This window comes from Rhizobium brockwellii (assembly GCF_000769405.2).
Taxonomy (GTDB): domain Bacteria; phylum Pseudomonadota; class Alphaproteobacteria; order Rhizobiales; family Rhizobiaceae; genus Rhizobium; species Rhizobium brockwellii.
In genome coordinates this window covers 2,551,035-2,564,307 of record NZ_CP053439.1, presented here as the reverse complement: position 1 = coordinate 2,564,307, position 13,273 = coordinate 2,551,035, and the positions used below count along the sequence as shown (strand labels likewise).

Genomic DNA, 13,273 nt, shown 5'->3' with positions numbered 1-13,273 from the left:
TTCATCTTCATGCACGACCGCAAGGGCGGCGAAGCTTATATTACCTCGCCCCGTTGCTCTACGGCTGCTCCGCCATCAAGAACTCACCCAGGCTCGTCGACTGATGCCTCCGGCTCGACACGCAACCACGGCCAGCGTTGCTGATATTGCTTGCATTTCCGAGCGAACAATTCGGGCTGAGCGTTAAGCGGGTTCATCCTGAGGGTGCCGTGCCACATGTCGTCGAAGTAATCGGGCGCGTAGAGGCTGCCGTCATGAACTCTCACCCCCAGCCGTGTACAGGCGATAAGATAACGATCAACGCCGTCTTCAGTGCATTTGAAGGCAGGGAAGTCTTTGCCAAACTTCTCGCCATACCAGAGGTGGACGCGAGCCTGGTTCTTTATGTCAATTTTGTCTGCAAGGTCTCCGAGCAAAGCCTTGCCACCACGGATCACTTTGTCCTCGGCTTCCCATGAGAGATCGTGGTCGTCAAAATAAAAAATGTCATAATCCTTGATGCCTTGCTCTGGATCATTTCCGGCCTTCAAGTTCCATACCGTCTGAAAGAGGCAGCCAGCCGTCAGCATAAACTGCGGCAGGCCAAGAGCCGGCAATTTCTCCAGCAGCAGATGGTTGACCGGATTAAGCCGGATGCGGGCTAGAAATTGTTCAGTGGTGATGGTCACGCTTATCCCTTCCTCTCTGCGATTATGGTCGATTCTCGATTCGCAATCGTCCGCGTGAAATCGCTCGGACTGGGCTGGAGAAAGACAGCTTGCCTCTTATTTCAGTTGGGAATTGAAACGAAGAGCGAAGGGATCACGCAATGGCAAAGAACACGATCTGCGTATGGTACGACAAAGACGCTGAGGCGGCTGCCCGCTTCTATGCCGCGACTTTTCCCGATAGCGCCGTGGGTGCCGTCATTCGTGCACCCGGAGATTACCCTGACGGCAAGCAGGGAGATGTTCTGGTTGTTGAATTCATCGTTGCGGGTATTCCTTGCATCGGCCTGAACGGCGGTCCTGCGTTCAAACACACCGAGGCCTTCTCCTTTCAGATTGCAACCGACGATCAGGAAGAAACCGATCGCTATTGGAACGCCATCGTCGGCAATGGCGGGCAGGAAAGCGAGTGTGGCTGGTGCAAGGACAAGTGGGGCGTGTCCTGGCAGATCACGCCACGCGTCCTCTCCGAAGCGCTCTCGGCAGGTGGTGGCCAGGCAAAGCGCGCTTTTGACGCGATGATGACGATGAGGAAGATCGACATTGCGGCGATCGAGGCGGCGCGGCGCGGCTGAGGTGGTCTCGCGCAAGACGATCTTTTACTAGGGCTCGCATCTGCCGCGGTCCGGCCGCGTGTCGATCCTCGCAGTTGGCTCAGAACCAGAGATCGCGCACGCAGCGCTCCTTGGATGGAAGGTCTTCAAACGTGTCCAGGCCGTCGAAATGATCGATAGGCAGATCCTGAACGAGATCCGGCGGCGCAAGCCGCATGTTGACGGCCATGCGCCGGCGGCCATCCCTTCCAAGCCGCAGGCCGCGCCAGCTCAAGACACAGGCGCAGGATCGGCAGAACACTATCTCGAGAGACGGCTCGTCCCTGTCGGCGCGGGTGTAGGAGGCGGTCTCACCGGTGAGAGCGATGCGCTCTCCTTCGTAGTCATAGGCCCATAGCGTGCCGTAGCGCCGGCAAAGCGTGCAGTTGCAGGCGGTGATCGAGCCCGGATCACCCTCAAGTGTCCAGCTTGCCTTGCCGCAATGACATGAGCCCGTCAGCATGAGCGTCGGTTCGATCCTGCACCATACAACGATCGCATCCTGCCCCAATCCCTTGATGATCGCAATTGGCGCTTTTCGCCGCCGCCTGCTTCCATACCTCCTGTTGGCGGATTTTCTGAAATTTCTAATTGAGTTCGCGGCTGGAGGATGGTTTTCTGCGACCCAGCGTAGCCGAGTCCACGCCTCCTCCCGATTTTTGATCCGAGCGGCCCCATGTCGATTTCAGATGCGATCTATCGTCCTTTCGAAACCTTGATCCGGCCACTCGACATCCCCTACCGGCCGATGCCCACCAAGGGGCCTGTGGCAGTCCTCGTACACTTCATCGCGATGTTTCGGGGCGTCGTCATCACCATGGCGCTGACCTCGATGGCCATCGAAGCTATCAACCTTACGATCATCTGGGGTCTTTCGGTCATTGTCGACGGAGTGACGACACACGGCGTGGAACTCTTCGTCGACAGTAATTTCCGGCTGCTGGCAGTCCTCGCCTTTCTGCTTTTTCCCGTGATGCCCGTTCTTTTCTACATCACCAATATTCTCAACTCGCATACGATCGGCATCAGCCTGCCCGTTGCGATTCAATGGCAGGGGCACAAGGCCGTCGAACGGCAGGACCTCGCCTTCTTCCATGATCTTTTCGCCGGCCAGGTCGCATCCCGGCTCGGTCAGGTCGCCAATGCCGTTCAGCAACAGATCCTGATCGCGTTCCAGACGGCACCTCGCTTTCTGCTTCAGATCATCGGCTCCGTTCTTCTTCTGCTCGCGCTCTCCTGGCAGCTTGCGCTGCCAGTCATCGTCTGGGTTGCCTTCAACGTGCTCTTTGCGATCAAGGTCGTTCCAGATTTTACGGAGCGCGCCCGCCGCTCGGCAAAACAGAACAGCCTCATCTCCGGTGCCCTGACGGACATCTACGGCAACATCCAGATGGTCAAGCAGTTCGCAGCAGAAGACAGCGAGGCAGGTGCGCTGAGAAAGATCATGTCCAAGGGGGTCGATACGCTTCACCACGAACAGCGCATCTACCGGACAACCGAACTCGTCGTCATCTGCCTCAACATGGTGCTGTGGCTCGTCATGCTCGGCATTGGTTTCTGGGGGCTGTTTGACCGATTCCTGACCGTGGGCGATTTCGCCGCAACAGTTTACATCCTCCAACGCCTCTCGGCAGGGTCCTTCACCTTCCTGCAAATGGGACAACAGATCTTCCGCGCGCTCGGCACGATCAAAGATGCCATGCCGGTCATGACAACACCGCCCACCATCACCGATCGGCCGGATGCGGCCGAACTGACGGTCAGCCGTGGGGAGATCCATTTCGAGAACGTCCGCTTCGCCTACAAGTCTGGCAAACCTGTCATCGATGACCTGTCGCTGACGGTTCGGCCGGGCGAAAAGGTAGGGCTCGTCGGCCTCTCCGGTGCTGGCAAGACGACGCTGGTCAGCCTGCTGCTGCGTTTTTACGACATAGAGGACGGCGCTATCCTGATCGACGGGCAGGACATCCGCGCGGTCACGCAGGCAAGCCTTCGCCGAGCCATCGGCGTCATCGCGCAGGACGTCGCGCTGCTGCACCGTTCGGTCGGCGACAATATCCGCTACGGCCGGCCGGAGGCGACGACGGACGAGATCGAAGCGGTGGCGAAGATGGCAAGCGCCGACGCCTTCATCGCCGATCTTTCCGACGCCGAAGGCCGCAGGGGCTATGATGCCTTCGTCGGCGACCGCGGCATCAAACTGTCAGGCGGCCAGCGCCAGCGCGTGGCCATCGCCCGCGTTCTCCTGAAAGACGCGCCGATCCTGGTGCTCGACGAGGCGACCTCCGCCCTCGACAGCGAATCCGAAGCCGCCATCCAGGAGAGGCTCAATCTCGTCATGGAGGGAAAGACGGTGATCGCCATCGCCCACCGCCTGTCGACCATTGCCAGGATGGACCGGATCGTCGTGCTCGATCACGGGCGCATCGTGGAGGAAGGTAGACCGGACGAACTGGTCGAGCAGGATGGCCTGTTCGCCCGCCTGTGGAAACGCCAGACCGGCGGCTTCATACCCGAAGACATCGACGAACCCTTGCCGGCCTCGCCGGCGACCTGACCACCCGATTGAAAGAATTTGTCGGTGATGTCGGAACGCGGGCCGTTCGTCCGTCCTTTGTCCGTGAAACAAAAAATGGAGATGCCGGATGGGCGACCTTACCCTCACCACCTTCGATTGGGTTCCCGAGCCTCCGAGGGGTTATGTGCGTGACCTGCGTGTGCGCTGGGCGCTGGAAGAGAGCGGCCTGCCTTACCGCGTCGAGAGCGTGCCTTTCCGCGACCGCAAGCCCGAGCATTTCGCGCACCAGCCCTTCGGCCAGGTGCCGTGGTTGACCGATGGCGACATCTCGATCTTCGAGAGCGGCGCCATCCTGCTGCATCTCGGCAATCGCAGCGACGCGCTGATGCCTGCCGATCCGCGCCGTCGCGCCGAAGTTTTGGAATGGCTGTTTGCGGCGCTGAATTCCGTCGAGGCGGCAAGCCTGCCCTGGTCGATATTGATCTTCTCCGGCATCACGGGTGATGCGCCGGCATATGGGCTTATGGACTCGTTTCTCAAGGACCACCGGCTGAAGCACATGGAGCCGGTCCTGGCAGGGCGCGAATGGCTGGCGGGCACCTTCTCCGTCGCCGATATCCTCATGGCCGATGTGCTGCGCCTCATCAACCGGTTCGACGGGCTGACGGAATATCCCGCCTGCCGTGATTATGTCGCGCGCGCCACGGCCCGCCCGTCCTTCGCAAAGGCGCATGCCGACCAGATCGCCCATTTTGCCGCAGCAGATTGAGTAAGGCCCATCTCCCAAAACCGATGGAATCAGCATGTGAACTAGGAGCTTATCCTCAAATTCGAGAAGTAGGCTTGGGTTCCGATGTCGACGAACAGGCCGATGCGGCCGGCCGAAGGCGGTGACTTGGCCTTCGTTATCTCCAGAACCGTCTCACCGTTTACGGACGCGGCGACGTGATGATCCTGAATCCGAAGAGTCAACTCTATCCATTCGCCGGGTCTGATATCGGCTCCCGCCTCATAACGTCCGTCTGGATATTCCTCGCGCAGACGCTCGAACCGCCAATCAGGATAGGAGAAATACTGGACGGCCCGACGCGAGCGCGGAGGATGAGGCTCAAGCCGGAGACCATTCAGAGGCCTTAGGTAAACGGCTTCGAATCCGATTTCGGTTATGCGGTAGGCGATCCCTGCAAATGCCCGTGCGTAGTCGGGTGCATCTGCTCGGAGCTCGCCCAGGATGTCGACCGAAATCTCGCCGTTCTCAAACTCGATCGGCAGTTCGAGAAACGTCGGCATGTCGATGTAGTCGATATTCGGGGTGCCTCGGGCCGTGCGCTCATCGAACGTCACGCTCAGAGCCGTTCGGCCGACCTTTTCTGCCGTCGCGACATCGACTGATCTTGCTTTGGAACCCTGCGGCACCGTAGCGAGGTCAAGGAACATCGAAGCTGGATCACTCACACTCATCTCCTCCTGAGGACTTCCAATCGATCAGCCGATCGACGTTAGAATCGCCGCGCAAAGAAAGACATAGGATCGTAGCGATTGCCGCAATTGCTTTTCAAAGCGACTCTTCCGAATTTTGTTTGCGTATCGGGCGGAACAGCGGCCGCTCCGCCTCCGGCCAGATGCAAAGGCCCGCTGACGGGATCGCGGGCGTTGATGAAGGCGAACTCTCCCATGCGCTATTCGACAAGCCCAAAGATAGGGCCGTAGCCGCCGTGCCAGGACCAGTCGTTGTGGCCCATGTCAGGATTGTAAAGCCCGACACCGCGTCCGCCATCGAGAAACAAGGCATCCGGGCATTTCAGATGGTCGCGGAAGAGGCGTGCGAAATCGTGGAAATTCACACTGTCTTCGCTGATCGCGAAACGAACCGCGCCGCGCTCGCAGGTTCCGACACCGCTGCGGCGGGTCCGGTCTGTCGAGCCGAAGATGAAGATCGGGTTCAGCTTGTTGGCGATGACAAGCATCGGGCCGGACTGGGTGGCGAACCGCGCCTTGGGCCGGCGTTTCAGAAATTCATCGGTCGGGAGTATCCCGGCGCCTGTTTCACCGAGAAAGAATACGCCGTTCGGCTTCTTATAAAAATTCGGCACCTGACCCGAGGAGCTTTCGGCCTCTGTCGTATTGGCGGGGTTCAATTCCCTGCCGTTCTCGACATAGAGTCCCATCGGCGAAAAATCGGCCCGGTACATCCCGGCGTTGACGGCGAAAGCCAGCGTTCGCCCTTCGGCGCGAACGGCTTCGGCTAGGCTTGAAAACGCGCGGTATGGGGCTCCATCGGCGTTCTTCCAGAACAATCGCAGGTCGGCTTTGCCCGGTTCCAGCGTGCAGACAACGTATTTCGCCTCTTCGAAGCTTTCCTGCTCGCATGCTTGCGCATGCGCCTGATCCAGGGATGTCATCGTTGCTGTCAGCATGATGGCGGCGGCGAGCACGCTGTGTTTGAGATAGCTCATCGGTGCAGGGCTCTCTTTCATATCGCCAATGAAGCGTTTAATTGTGATATTTCAATAGTTTGATGCGGTGGGGCTTCCGGCTCGTTGCGACGCTCGACGATGCTGTATTATAAGGCTGACAAGACGACACGAGGCAGAAGCGATGGTTGGTAAGCTTCTAAAGCGCGGTGCAATCATTGACACGAGGAAGAGCGAAGAGAGAACGAACGCTCTGCAAAAGCGAACTGGGCAAACTAGGTATCACGTTGACGCGGTGTCTTGCGGGTGCCCCGATGACAATTGCGGAGCATTTCATATCATCAGAACAGAACGTCCACTTCCATCTGTTGAAAAGGCTGAACAAATTCTCCGATCACATCGACGGGACAAGAAACTGGCTGAAGAACGATAGGATGTGCGATTGGAGACGCCGACCGACCATTGCGATCAATCACTACTCTAGCGATGCATGCCGGAGTTGCCGGCTCCGGTATCGCTGGTTCACAGCGTGATTGGTATCCGCTGATTTGTCGCGAAAACCACAACTCATCGTTCTTGTTGTGTTCGTATCGGCGCGATATGAATTCTCCCGATCCTGCAGCAGGGAAGAGAAGATCATGAGTGTCTACGCAACAGTCGGTGCAATCGATTCCGCCAAATCGAGTGGGTTTTATGATGCGACCTTGGCAACGATCGGATGGAGCAAACATCGGGAATTTCCCGGATGGAGCGCCTATTCCGAAGGCGGGAAGGGTGACGGTTTCGTTCTGTGGGTTTGCACGCCGTTCAACGGCGAACCGGCGAGCGCCGGAAATGGCTCGATGGTTGGTTTCATGGCCCAGTCCCATGCCGAGGTGGACGCTTTTTACGATGCGGCCATGACAAACGGCGGAACGGACGACGGCGCGCCTGGTCTACGTCCGCACTACGGGCCGAACTGGTATTCCGCCTACGTGCGCGACCCCACCGGAAACAAGATTGCTGTCGTCTACGACGACTGAGGCTAGTTTGATTGCCGCAATTCGACGTCTCAGGGACTACCATGCGGTACGGGCGGTGCCGAGTGCGGTCGTATGAGAGGATGAGACCTGGGCGACGTGCGCCTTGAGCGACACGACGCAGTTTCCCGGAAAGCTGAGGTTGTGCGACGTCAAGTGTTTCAGCAATGTCTCGGCGTCGCGCTTTTCGGTTAGCGGAAATGTCACAGTCATGCGAGTTCTCCAACGAATAAACTGAGCATCCGCACAAATTAATGTCTAAATTCTTTTGCGTTGCAACAAGAAAATTTTAACGATAAAATTAAAATCGATTAACTTGTCGAGTTGCGATTTTAAAATCGTTTGAAATTGGATTCGCTTCTCTGTGGATGCCGGGACTGCTTCGGTCAGCCATGAGGGTAGGTGCGGTCAATGTGGACATTGACCTATCCGCCCATCTGACCTTCGCAGTTTATGGGTATCTGAACCGGCCCGTTTCGTTCGGTATCTGCCGAGCGTTGAGTACGCTGGCTGACTTAAGATCGGGCGGTCATCTGCGGTTGCGGGCGGCCCAGCTTCTGAGCCGTAATCCGTTGAGCCTGATGAAGCCTTCGGCATCATGATGATCGTAGGCGATGGCGCTTTCCTCGAAGGTGACGAGGTCGGCCGAGTAGAGTGAGCAGCGGGACGTGCGCGAGATGACCGAAGCGCTTCCCTTGTAGAGCCTGAGCGTCACTTCGCCGCTGACGAAGGCTTGGCTTTGGTCGATCAAGGCTTGCAGCATTTCCCGCTCGGGTGCGAACCAGAAGCCGTTATAGATCAGCTCGGCGTAGCGGGGCATGATCTCGTCCTTCAGATGCGCTGCGGCGCGATCGAGCGTGATCGATTCGATGCCGCGATGCGCCGTGAGCAGGATCGTCCCTCCCGGCGTTTCGTATATTCCCCTCGACTTCATGCCGATGAAGCGGTTTTCAACCAGATCGAGCCGCCCAACGCCGTGCCGGCCGCCCCGTCCATTGAGCTCGGTCGGCAATGCGGCCGGCGTCATGGCCTTGCCGTTCACCGAAACCGGATCGCCCCTCTCGAAACCGATGGTGACGATCTCCGGCGTGTCGGGAGCGTCGACCGGATCGACCGTGCGCTGATAGACATGATCGGGCGCGACCTCCGCCGGATTTTCGAGACTCTTGCCTTCGGTCGAGGTGTGCAGCAGGTTGGCGTCGATCGAGAACGGCGCCTCGCCGCGCTTGTCGCTCGGCACCGGGATCCGATGCTTCTCGGCATATTCCAGAAGCTGCATGCGGGAGCGGATGTTCCATTGGCGCCAGGGAGCAATGACCTTAATCGATGGGTCGAGCGCATTGACGGCCAGCTCGAAACGAAGCTGATCATTGCCCTTGCCTGTCGCACCGTGAGCAACGGCATGCGCGCCGACCTCCCGGGCTATGCCCACCAGATGCTTGGCAATCAGCGGCCGTGCGATGGAGCTGCCCAGCAGGTACTGCCCCTCATAGAGTGCGTTCGCCCGCAGCATCGGAAAGACGAAATCGCGGACGAACTCCTCGCGCAGATCGACGATGCGGATGTCCTTGACCCCTGACATTTCCGCCTTGGCGCGCGCCGGCTCGAGCTCCTCGTCCTGGCCGAGATCGGCGGTGAAAGTCACCACCTCGCATCCGTAGGTTTCCTGCAACCATTTGAGGATAATAGAGGTATCCAGCCCGCCCGAATAAGAAAGTACAATTTTCTCTAACTTGGTCATTGACCCATCTCCATCTCGATGCTGGAACGATAGGCCAAGTCTTGCGCAATGAGGTTGCGAAGCATCCGTAAAATTGCGAAAGTTTGGCATATTATGCCATTGCAGCAGCAATCGGAGCTATCAAATGCCAACCATCCTGGACTCGATCGACCGTCATATCCTGCGCGTGCTTCAGCGTGACGGGCGTATTTCGAACGTCGATCTGGCGAAGGAGGTAGGCCTGTCGCCGTCACCGTGCCTGCGTCGCGTCCGGCTGCTGGAAGATGCCGGGATCATCGATCGCTACGTCGCCGTGCTGGACCCTGCAAAGGTCGGAGCGGGGCTGACCGTTTTTGCCCGCGTTTGGTTCAAGACCCAGGACGCCGAGGTCACGCTTCAGTTCGCCGAAGCCGTCAGGCGGTTTCCCGAGGTGATGGAGTGCTACCTGACGACAGGGGAATGTGATGCCGTGCTTCGGATCGTCACCGCCGATCTGCATAGCTACTGGCGTTTTCAGGCCGATCACCTGACGCGCATTCCAAGTGTGCTCAGCGTCAAGACCGACGTGCCGATGGAAACGCTGAAGCGGAGCTACGAACTGCCGTTGAGATAGGCTGCATTCACAGGTGGTCCCTTGTCAGTCAGGCGAGGCCCCGAAGGCGCATTGCTGCTCTCAGTGACCTTCGATCTCCGCCTCGACCAGATGAAACTGGCAGGTTTCGAGCGCTTCTCGTTTGATCCAGAATCGTATGGCTCCAACGTCCCACCACATGAAGCGTGGGCCATCGGAATCGCTGCAGAGTTGAAGCAAGAGAACCTCATCATCATCGAGGTCTTCTTGTATCCCTTTCCCGTTCCCGAACATTCGGTGAGACAGGAATCCGTTCAGCTCAACCCGATTGTCAGGATCGCCGACCGCGAGCAATTCCGGTTCCTTTTCGGCGATTCCGGGAAAATCAGAAAGAAGGGTCGTTAGAGATGCACGCAAAGTAAATTCGAGATGCGGGTGCGAGGCATATTGTCTCGCTTGCTTTTGCAGCCGGACATTCTGTTCCAAGACGTCTAGAACCTTTCCGCGATCTTCGGGCGAAAGCCTGGTTTCTCTGCCCATGGCAACGAGGTTGTGAGTGAGGGCGACAGCTTGCGCCCTCCAATCGTTGTAGGCTTGCAGCAAAGCGTCGGAGTATTTGCCCTCGTGGTCGAGAACGGTTTCGATTGGCAATATATTCTCGAACCAAGTATTTCTCGCTTCGTTCAAAACCATGACTGCGTCTTCTGCACGGTATGGCAGGCTCTCGGGATTCAGTTCGACTCTTGATTGGTAAAAATCGCGCTGTTCCTCGACGCACAACATTTGGAGGCAATCGTAAGCCAGGCTGTCGATGTCGCGCATCTCGATGTCGGCTCTGGCTTGCGGGGCTTCTTTTCGGGGGGGCTCTGGCGCCTTCGATGTCTTGGGCTTGAACGGATTCATATCTTTCCAGAAAGTCCGGATGACATCCGCAATGCCAGCTGGCTTGTCGAGATCAGCCGGCTCCCCGCAAATGGCATCCTCGAAAGGCCGAAGCCGAGGATCATCTCGTCCAGAAAATCGCGGAAGATCCCAAACATCGATCACAGTAAACCGAACGGTGCATCTCGGAAAAAGCTCACCTCTGGGACCGTCCGGATTTCGGTAGCTGCTTGCGTCTGTTTGACCGTAATCCAGATGATCGATCTTCCATCCGGCGTCTTCCGGAGCCGGGCGGCTGGGCAGATCCGCCGGATTGTCGGGGTAGTAGAGGACGCGCCAGGCATCCGAACCATATGACTCGAGCGGCTCGTTCGATTGCGACAATGCAAAGAAATAGAGCATGCCGGATTTCGGAAGCGCGCCCCGAGCCTCGATGTCTGGCAGTTCCTCCAGATTGATTTGGGCCAGAAAATCCAACGATGCCGTTGTGCCATCCTCGAAATCGATCGTGGGCCAAACCCAGTCCGGCGGAAGATTCGGTCGTCCTCCTATCTGCGACAGCAGTCCCGTGGTTTCATTCGGCGGCCAGATTCGGTCCAGTCTTATGCTTTTAGAACGGTGAGGGCGCATCAGCGCGGCCGCTTGGTCTAACGTAACTACGGGGGATATCCGATTGATCATTGCGTGTTCCAAGTCTGACAGATGGCGCCGGCGGTGCTGCCTCCTCCTCGGAGGCCGCACCGCGCGTTGCACGCTATCTCACGGATGCCCTAAGAATCGTAAAGGTTGTTGATCCTTCCTCCCGTCACCCAGTGTGGCATGGGGCCGCTTCGAGACTCCATGAGGCGAATGCCTGCCGCTGGCCGAACGCCGGCCCTAACGGACCACAACTACTCCACCTGGATATGAATATGGTCGTCGTGGCGGGCGGCGCGGCAGCCTTGAAAGCGGACATGGCCGTCGGTGATGCCGAGCGCGTTCTTCAGATGCGGCTCGATGAAGATCTTCTGCAGGCCGAAGCGCGTCACGCCTTCGCTCGTCAACCAGCCGATCGCGGCCGATGTGCGCTGCTCCTCGATCCGATAGGTCGGAAACAGAGGCTGCAGCGCATCGAAGTTCCAGCGGGTGGTAAGCCAGTCGTTGCGCCCTTCGCATTGCAGTTCGTCGCCGGGGGCGGGTTGCTCGAAGGCGAAATAGCCGATCGGGGAGCGGGTGGCGCCATTCAGGAAGGCACCGTCCACATCCTTGTAATAATAGGCGAAGTCGAGCTTTTTCCCGTCGGCATGCGACAGATGCGGCAGCAGCGGAAAGCCTCTCACGAAGGGGAAATTCCCATCCAGCGCGACCGTGATGGTTCCCGGAAACTCCTTGTCCATGTCGGCGGCAAGCGCCTTTGCCAGATCGCGCACGTCTGGAGTGACGTAGTTGCGGTTCAGCAGGCAGTAGATCGGGGAGCGGACCACGAGCCTGTCTTCGGCGCCGGCGACGCAGGAGAGGGGAACCCGCCCGAAGATCGGCGCGGCAAGGATCGCGGCAAGCGTGGCGCCTGCATAGCAAAGCAGAAAGATTGTAAGCTTTGCCAGAAATCGCCGTAAGCCCCAGCCGCGCGATGCGGCCAGCGCCACGAGATAGGCGATGCCGCCGATCTGCGTCAGCAGCGTCAGGATGAGAACGATCAGGGCGTGGAGAGCATAACGGAACACGGGAGGGGCCTTGGGAGTGCTGTCATTCCCATAGGCGAGGCGATGGTGGCGCGCAAAGCGGATGGCGGGGAGTGCGCGGCTCATTTGCGCGCCCCCTGGAGTGCTTTGAATTGACAGGATCAATTATCTGACTAAAGTCAGACAATATGACCTACGATCCTGTCTCTCGTGTCCGTCGCTTCAACCGTGCCGTCACCTCCGAAGTCGGCGCTCTCGATACGTCTTTCCTCGGACGCGGCCGTCCGTTGGGTGCTGCCCGCGTCCTCAATTCGATCGGCCGGGGGCAATCGGATGTTGCGGTGATCCGCGATTATCTCGGTCTCGACTCCGGCTTGATGAGCCGTCTGCTGCGCAGTCTGGAAGAGGAAGGTCTCATCGAGACGGTGCCGAACCCTCAGGATGCGCGTCGGCGCGTTGCCAGGCTGACCGAAACCGGCCGTTCCGAGTTTCAGGCTTATGAAGCGCTTTCCAACGCGCAGGCGAAATCGTTTCTGGCGCGCCATCGTCGCCCGGACGAACTGCTGCGCGCCATGGATATCGTCGCTTCCTCGCTGAGACGTGAGCAGATCGTGCTCGAGGAGAAAGACCCTCGGCACGAGGACGCCAGCTATTGTCTGAACGAATATTACGGCGAACTCGCACGCCGCTTCGAGAAGGGTTTCGATGTAGCGCTTTCTCGCGATCCCGACGCCAAGGATATGATCCGTCCGTGCGGTGCGTTCCTGGTGGCCATGTCGGATGGCCTGCCGATCGGCTGTGTCGGGCTGAAGGGCAATGGCGGCGAGGTTGCGGAGATCAAAAGGCTCTGGGTCGCCCCGTCCGCGCGTGGCCTTGGGCTCGCAACACGCCTTATGACGGCCGCCGAGAACATCGCCCGCGAGTTATCCATCAAACTCCTGCGTCTGGATACAAACAGCGCGCTGCCCGAGGCGACAGAGCTTTATCGCGGAACCGGCTGGCGTGAGATCGACCGTTTCAATGACGACCCGTATCCAGACACGTTCTTTGAGAAATGTCCTTAAGCGAAGGTTGCTTTGTGCTGTCCAAATTAGGGAGGCGCCGCTGCCGGCCCTTCGCAGGGCTCAGGGTGTTCGGCCCTGCGATCGAGTCACTGGATCGATCGCTCCTGCTTCGCAGGGCCGGGCC

At 58.6% G+C, this 13,273-nt stretch carries 14 protein-coding genes; 6 read left to right on the top strand and 8 right to left on the bottom strand.

Annotated features, from left to right (window positions below; genetic code table 11):
• Positions 1-83: 83 nt before the first annotated feature.
• Positions 84-668: a nucleotidyltransferase family protein gene (locus tag RLCC275e_RS12835; RefSeq protein ID WP_033180738.1), complete on the bottom strand. Its 585-nt coding sequence runs from the start codon at positions 666-668 to the stop codon at positions 84-86.
• Positions 669-808: 140 nt separating this feature from the next.
• Between RLCC275e_RS12835 and RLCC275e_RS12830 the strand changes: the two genes are divergently transcribed.
• On the top strand, positions 809-1,282 hold the full coding sequence (locus tag RLCC275e_RS12830; RefSeq protein ID WP_033180737.1) for a VOC family protein: 474 nt from the start codon (positions 809-811) through the stop codon (positions 1,280-1,282).
• Between the two features lie 79 nt (positions 1,283-1,361).
• Here RLCC275e_RS12830 and RLCC275e_RS12825 read toward each other — a convergent pair whose 3' ends face one another.
• Positions 1,362-1,763: a GFA family protein gene (locus tag RLCC275e_RS12825; RefSeq protein ID WP_033181009.1), complete on the bottom strand. Its 402-nt coding sequence runs from the start codon at positions 1,761-1,763 to the stop codon at positions 1,362-1,364.
• Positions 1,764-1,976: 213 nt separating this feature from the next.
• Between RLCC275e_RS12825 and RLCC275e_RS12820 the strand changes: the two genes are divergently transcribed.
• Both RLCC275e_RS12820 and RLCC275e_RS12815 read left to right on the top strand, forming a co-directional pair.
• A complete protein-coding gene (locus tag RLCC275e_RS12820; RefSeq protein ID WP_033180736.1) occupies positions 1,977-3,857 on the top strand; it encodes an ABC transporter ATP-binding protein in 1,881 nt (626 codons plus the stop codon).
• Between the two features lie 88 nt (positions 3,858-3,945).
• Positions 3,946-4,587: a glutathione S-transferase family protein gene (locus RLCC275e_RS12815; RefSeq protein WP_033180735.1), complete on the top strand. Its 642-nt coding sequence runs from the start codon at positions 3,946-3,948 to the stop codon at positions 4,585-4,587.
• A gap of 41 nt (positions 4,588-4,628) precedes the next feature.
• Here the strand turns inward: RLCC275e_RS12815 and RLCC275e_RS12810 are convergent, their stop codons facing one another.
• Together RLCC275e_RS12810 and RLCC275e_RS12805 are read right to left on the bottom strand one after the other, a co-directional pair.
• Positions 4,629-5,255: a 3-keto-alpha-glucoside-1,2-lyase-like domain-containing protein gene (locus RLCC275e_RS12810; protein WP_033180734.1), complete on the bottom strand. Its 627-nt coding sequence runs from the start codon at positions 5,253-5,255 to the stop codon at positions 4,629-4,631.
• A gap of 242 nt (positions 5,256-5,497) precedes the next feature.
• The gene (locus RLCC275e_RS12805; RefSeq protein WP_033180733.1) at positions 5,498-6,274 is read right to left on the bottom strand and encodes a phosphodiester glycosidase family protein; all 777 of its coding nucleotides are present in this window, start codon (positions 6,272-6,274) and stop codon (positions 5,498-5,500) included.
• Between the two features lie 596 nt (positions 6,275-6,870).
• On the opposite strand from RLCC275e_RS12805, the gene RLCC275e_RS12800 reads away from it, so the two are divergent.
• On the top strand, positions 6,871-7,254 hold the full coding sequence (locus tag RLCC275e_RS12800; protein ID WP_033180732.1) for a VOC family protein: 384 nt from the start codon (positions 6,871-6,873) through the stop codon (positions 7,252-7,254).
• 36 nt (positions 7,255-7,290) lie between these two features.
• On the opposite strand, the gene RLCC275e_RS12795 is transcribed toward RLCC275e_RS12800, so the two are convergent.
• A complete protein-coding gene (locus tag RLCC275e_RS12795; protein ID WP_017994486.1) occupies positions 7,291-7,464 on the bottom strand; it encodes a hypothetical protein in 174 nt (57 codons plus the stop codon).
• 316 nt (positions 7,465-7,780) lie between these two features.
• Positions 7,781-8,992: an argininosuccinate synthase gene (locus RLCC275e_RS12790; RefSeq protein ID WP_033180731.1), complete on the bottom strand. Its 1,212-nt coding sequence runs from the start codon at positions 8,990-8,992 to the stop codon at positions 7,781-7,783.
• 124 nt (positions 8,993-9,116) lie between these two features.
• On the opposite strand from RLCC275e_RS12790, the gene RLCC275e_RS12785 reads away from it, so the two are divergent.
• Positions 9,117-9,584: an Lrp/AsnC family transcriptional regulator gene (locus RLCC275e_RS12785; RefSeq protein WP_033180730.1), complete on the top strand. Its 468-nt coding sequence runs from the start codon at positions 9,117-9,119 to the stop codon at positions 9,582-9,584.
• A 60-nt stretch (positions 9,585-9,644) separates the two neighbouring features.
• On the opposite strand, the gene RLCC275e_RS12780 is transcribed toward RLCC275e_RS12785, so the two are convergent.
• Complete coding sequence (locus RLCC275e_RS12780; protein WP_245494069.1) at positions 9,645-11,105, bottom strand: DUF1963 domain-containing protein; 1,461 nt, start codon at positions 11,103-11,105, stop codon at positions 9,645-9,647.
• A 209-nt stretch (positions 11,106-11,314) separates the two neighbouring features.
• The gene (locus RLCC275e_RS12775) at positions 11,315-12,211 is read right to left on the bottom strand and encodes a hypothetical protein (RefSeq protein ID WP_033180729.1); all 897 of its coding nucleotides are present in this window, start codon (positions 12,209-12,211) and stop codon (positions 11,315-11,317) included.
• Positions 12,212-12,273: 62 nt separating this feature from the next.
• Here RLCC275e_RS12775 and RLCC275e_RS12770 point away from each other — a divergent pair, with 62 nt between their 5' ends.
• Positions 12,274-13,149: a bifunctional helix-turn-helix transcriptional regulator/GNAT family N-acetyltransferase gene (locus RLCC275e_RS12770; RefSeq protein ID WP_033180728.1), complete on the top strand. Its 876-nt coding sequence runs from the start codon at positions 12,274-12,276 to the stop codon at positions 13,147-13,149.
• The last annotated feature ends 124 nt before the right edge of the window (positions 13,150-13,273 follow it).